Source organism: Methanoculleus sp. UBA413 (genome assembly GCF_002502935.1).
In the GTDB taxonomy this organism is placed as follows: domain Archaea; phylum Halobacteriota; class Methanomicrobia; order Methanomicrobiales; family Methanoculleaceae; genus Methanoculleus; species Methanoculleus bourgensis.
The window spans coordinates 6,400-10,677 of record NZ_DAQR01000014.1 but is presented as its reverse complement, the minus strand read 5'-3'; the positions used below and the strand labels follow the sequence as shown (position 1 = coordinate 10,677).

Sequence of the window (4,278 nt, the reverse complement as noted above, 5' to 3'; positions counted from 1 at the left end):
CCCCTCCCCGCACAAGCCGGACCTGAAGAGCCTCCCAGTCGCCAAATCGGGGCGGTTTTCCATGGGAAATGTTAGCTGAAATAGTCCACTACTGGGCTATTTCATCTTACCTTGAGGGTGCGTTGGCGTGATCGCCGGTCTTGCGCGGAAAGCCGTGCGGGAGAGTTTCATAGAATGTATCCCGGGAGCCCGCACCACGAGAGACAACCCCAGATCACGGGTCAAAATCCATCAGGACACCGGAGTGATCGCTCAACCCCTGCCCCCGCAGGTCGTGCAGGTACCAACACGCCGTCGGGTTGAGGCTCGCAGACGCGAAGATGTGATCGTAGCGCTTACACTTCGGGACATCCTCAGGTCCGCGGTCGGGGCACCAGCTGTACTCCCGGGCCCGGTAACCGTGCAGCCTCCGGAAGACGTCGGGGAGGTCGTATCTCGCAAGGCCGCAGAGGACGTTCATCTCGGCGTTGTACCACCACTTTCGCGGCCGCCCGAGGTACTCCTCGCTTCCGGAGGCTGCAGTGAGGGGTCCGTCCTGGAGGATGTCGCGGTAAAAGGGGACGATCGTCCCGTCGGGGAGCTCCGCCTCAGGGCTGTGGAGGTCACCGCAGAGGATCCGCGGTCTTGCCGACCTGACGGCAAGGCGCTGGTAGATCCCGACCAGTGTCTCGGCCTTGACGATCTCGTTTCTCCGGCCGCCTATCGCCGTGGGAACATGGACGTTGTGGACCTCGATCTCACCCCGGGGCGCACTGACGACGGCAGAGACCACCTGCTGTTTCCACGGGACGTCAAAATCGAGCGGATTGAGTGGGGTGAGCGGGTACCTGCTCGCTATCAGGCACCCAAGATCCTTCGGCTCCCCAAACGGTGAGCACTGCTCGGAGAGCCGGGAGATGCTGTATGCGAACTGGAACGGGTCACTCGGGTTTCGCGCCCTGAGATCGTTCAACCGCTCGGCCATATAGGCCACCCGGGCGATCTCAACCAGCGCAAGGCTGTCTACAATGTAGAGCAGCCCGTAATTCTCCAGTTCTTCGCGGAAGAGCGGCAGATCCCGGTCCGTCACCTCCTGGAAGGCGACGATATCAGGGGAGTGCTGGCAGACCGCTTCGACCTTCTTCTCCACGCTCTTTGGACCGGAGCGGAAGAGATCTACGTTCCATGATATGAGCCGCATGGTGCCTGGTATATTCGCATACGCACTCTGCACTCATTAAGACATCGAGTTGAGATCGAACCGGTGGCGCTTTACGCAGAACCACATTACCCGCGGCGGCGCTCCGGCGCGATTCCCGCTTCAGCGCAGTGTTTGTCGATGGCGTCAAGGAACATCCTGCCATAGCGCTGCAGTTTCCCCTCGCTGACGCCGTAGACCTGGAGGAACGCAACACCGGTGCGCGGGTAGTACTTCGCCATCTCTTTGAGGCTCCGGTCGTGGAAGACGACGAACGGCGGCACGTGCTCGAGGTCGGCAACGACCTTCCGGAGCTGGCGGAGCCGCGCGAAGAGGACCTCGTCATAGTCGTCAGCAGTTTCTGCCGCGACGACGCCCGCCGGTTCCGGTTCGGTGAGCGGCACCGGGAGACTGCCCTCGACCACCGCCCTGCTCCGGTCGTTCAGCACGAGGACCGGGTACCGGCCGCCGGTCGAGGTGATGAACCCCTTCCTGACCATCTCCTGGACAAAGCGCAGCCACTGATCGCGGGTGTAGCCCTCACCTGAGTTGTAGGCAGGGAGGGCGTCGTGCCCGTTCTCGCGAACCCTCGCGCTCTTCGACCCTACCAGCACATCAGCGACATAGGACGCCCCGAACCGCTCCCCGACCTCGCTGATGCAGGCGATGATCGTCGATGCCACACGGGTCCCGTCAAAGACCTTCACCGGCGTCTCGCACCGGTCGCACCCTCCGCACCGCTCCTCAGGGTAGGCCTCACCGAAGTAGGTGAGCAGGAACTTCCTCCGGCACCCGGTGGTCTCGCAGTAGTCGAGCATCGCTCCCGCCTTTCGGTAGGCCGCATCCTTCCGCACAACGTCGGCGCACTCCTTCTCGATGAGGTAGCGGATCGTGTTGTAGTCGCCCCGGCTGTAGAAGAGAATACAGTCTGCCGGATCCCCGTCTCTCCCCGCACGGCCGGTCTCCTGGTAGTAGGACTCGAGGTCCTTTGGGAGGTCGGTGTGGATGACGAACCGGACATCGGGCTTGTCGATGCCCATACCGAAGGCGACGGTGGCGCAGATGATATCGACGTCGCCGTGGGAGAAGGCCTCCTGGTGCTCCTCGCGAACGGCATCAGGGAGGCCGGCGTGGTAGGGGAGCGCCGAGAAACCCTTGCCCCGGAGTTTCTCAGCGAGGTCTTCCGTCGCTTTCTGGGAGAAGCAGTAAATGATACCGGCATCGTCCCGGTGCTCGTTGAGATACCTCACAAGCCTCGGGAAGTAGCGGGTCTTCGACACCACCCGGTAGGTGAGGTTCGTCCGGTTGAAACTCCCGACGAACCGGGCAGGGTTTTTCAGGGCGAGCTGCTTTGCGATGTCGTCCTGGACGGCGGGGATGGCGGTCGCGGTCAGGGCGATGACCGGGACTGCCGGGAACCGTTCTTTGAGCACCCGGAGCCGGCGGTACTCGGGCCGGAAGTTATGGCCCCACATCGATATGCAGTGCGCCTCGTCGATGGCGATGAGCCTGACGTCGGCCTTCTTGAGGAGCGAGAGGAAGAACGGCTGCACGGCACGTTCAGGAGAGACATAGAGGACCCTGATGCGGCCTTCGAGGATCACCCGCTCGATGATCCGCCGCTCCCCGTACCCGAGCGAACTGTTGATCGTCGCCGCAGGGATGCCGTTCGCCCGCAGACCGTCGACCTGGTCTTTCATAAGGGCGATGAGCGGTGAGACGACGACCGTGAGCCCCCCGAAGACGAGCGCCGGGAGCTGGTAGCAGAGGGATTTGCCGCCCCCGGTCGCCATGACGGCGAGGACGTCCCTTTGGGCGAGCACAGCATCGATGATCTCTTCCTGGTGGGGGAGGAACGACGTGTAGCCAAAGTGTTTCTCAAGAATGCTGTGCTTGCTCTCCATTGCGTCACGCGACCGGGTAATAGTGTCATTACCGTTGGACGGGGGCCGGTATAGCGTTGACTGTTTTGACCGGGAGCACACCCCAACAGCACCCTGCGACCGGATATCCATATGGTTCAAAGCATTCTGATGGACGTTCGCAAAGAAGTGAGCAATATCCAGCGCTAAAAGCGCTGACACGGTTTTCCACCGGGTGTACGCCCGGGCACTGCCCCCACCCCTGGGGGCGGGGATCTCCCCATCCCCGAAGGAAAGCCGTGTCCTGGGCGCGAATAGAGCCTGGACCCAGGGACGTTTTCATGGAAATCCGCATGGCCCACTGCCCCAAAGCCGGGTTCTGCAGGACCGGGAGAGGCTCGCCCCCTCCCAATCAGACATCCAGGATAGGCTCAAACTGTGCCTTGCCGACCGGCCCGTAAAAACTCGTGATCTTCGGGTCCAGGCCGCAGACCGGGCAGGTGTAGTCCTCAGGCAGGTCTTCGAATGCTGTGCCCTTCGGGTAGCCCCGGAGCGGCTCACCGCGCTTTTTGTCGTACACGTAGCTGCATATCTTGCAGACATATCTTGTCGGCTCCCAGGGCTCAAACCCCCACGCCCCGATCGGCCCTTTGCCGGTCGCACCACAGACCGGGCATATGTAGTCCTCAGGCAGATCCTCAAATGCAGTCCCTGCCGGGATGCCGCGGTGAGGCTCGCCCCGCAACGGCGAGTAGATGTAGTTACAGTACTTGCACCGGTATCGTTTCACTTTCTCCATAGGGATCAGGCTCACACGGGGATTCACACCTGATAAGGTTTCCCGTGATCCGGTGCGGTGGCCGGTGACGGCGCCCCGCTGCCCTCACCGGAGCAGGCATGCCGGGAGGGGACTACTGGAGCATTTCACCGTATCGTGCGGGTCCTGATGCAGGGTGAGCGATCATCACCTCACACTGAAGTGTGCGAAGGAGGGCGTAACAATCCTAAGGTAAAGGCTTCGCGAACTTCCTCGCGAGAGCGCGTGAGGCAGTATCCCCTCCCTGTACTGAAGACTCACGCGGAAAGCCACGTGGGAGAATTCATGGGGCAGAGCGAGCGGCTGTACGCATGAAAACACCCCATTCCCCCGCTTCACCCCATGCTGTGGACCGTGGTGGGAATCGCCCCGGGGGTGGGGCCGACGGGGGGGGGGGGCGGGCCCCCCCCCCCCCCTCCCCC

Annotated in this window: 3 protein-coding genes; all 3 read right to left on the bottom strand. The window is 62.5% G+C overall.

The features are described 5' to 3' along the window. Window positions 1-214: 214 nt before the first annotated feature. The 3 genes from BP858_RS01275 to BP858_RS01265 all read right to left on the bottom strand — a co-directional run bounded on the left by BP858_RS01275 (window position 215) and on the right by BP858_RS01265 (window position 3,838). On the bottom strand, window positions 215-1,180 hold the full coding sequence (locus BP858_RS01275) for an endonuclease/exonuclease/phosphatase family protein (RefSeq protein WP_014867951.1): 966 nt from the start codon (window positions 1,178-1,180) through the stop codon (window positions 215-217). A gap of 86 nt (window positions 1,181-1,266) precedes the next feature. Next, window positions 1,267-3,081, bottom strand: coding sequence for a DNA helicase RecQ (recQ, locus tag BP858_RS01270; protein WP_286878617.1), 1,815 nt, complete (start codon window positions 3,079-3,081; stop codon window positions 1,267-1,269). A 370-nt stretch (window positions 3,082-3,451) separates the two neighbouring features. Beyond that, window positions 3,452-3,838: a rubredoxin gene (locus tag BP858_RS01265; protein WP_074175583.1), complete on the bottom strand. Its 387-nt coding sequence runs from the start codon at window positions 3,836-3,838 to the stop codon at window positions 3,452-3,454. Between the last annotated feature and the right edge of the window lie 440 nt (window positions 3,839-4,278).

Excerpts from the sequence above, each read along its gene's own strand:
- BP858_RS01265 (WP_074175583.1), bottom strand. The coding sequence starts at position 3,838 with ATGGAGAAAGTGAAACGATACCGGTGCAAGTACTGTAACTACATCTAC.
- BP858_RS01275 (WP_014867951.1), bottom strand. The coding sequence starts at position 1,180 with ATGCGGCTCATATCATGGAACGTAGATCTCTTCCGCTCCGGTCCAAAG.
- recQ (WP_286878617.1), bottom strand. The coding sequence starts at position 3,081 with ATGGAGAGCAAGCACAGCATTCTTGAGAAACACTTTGGCTACACGTCG.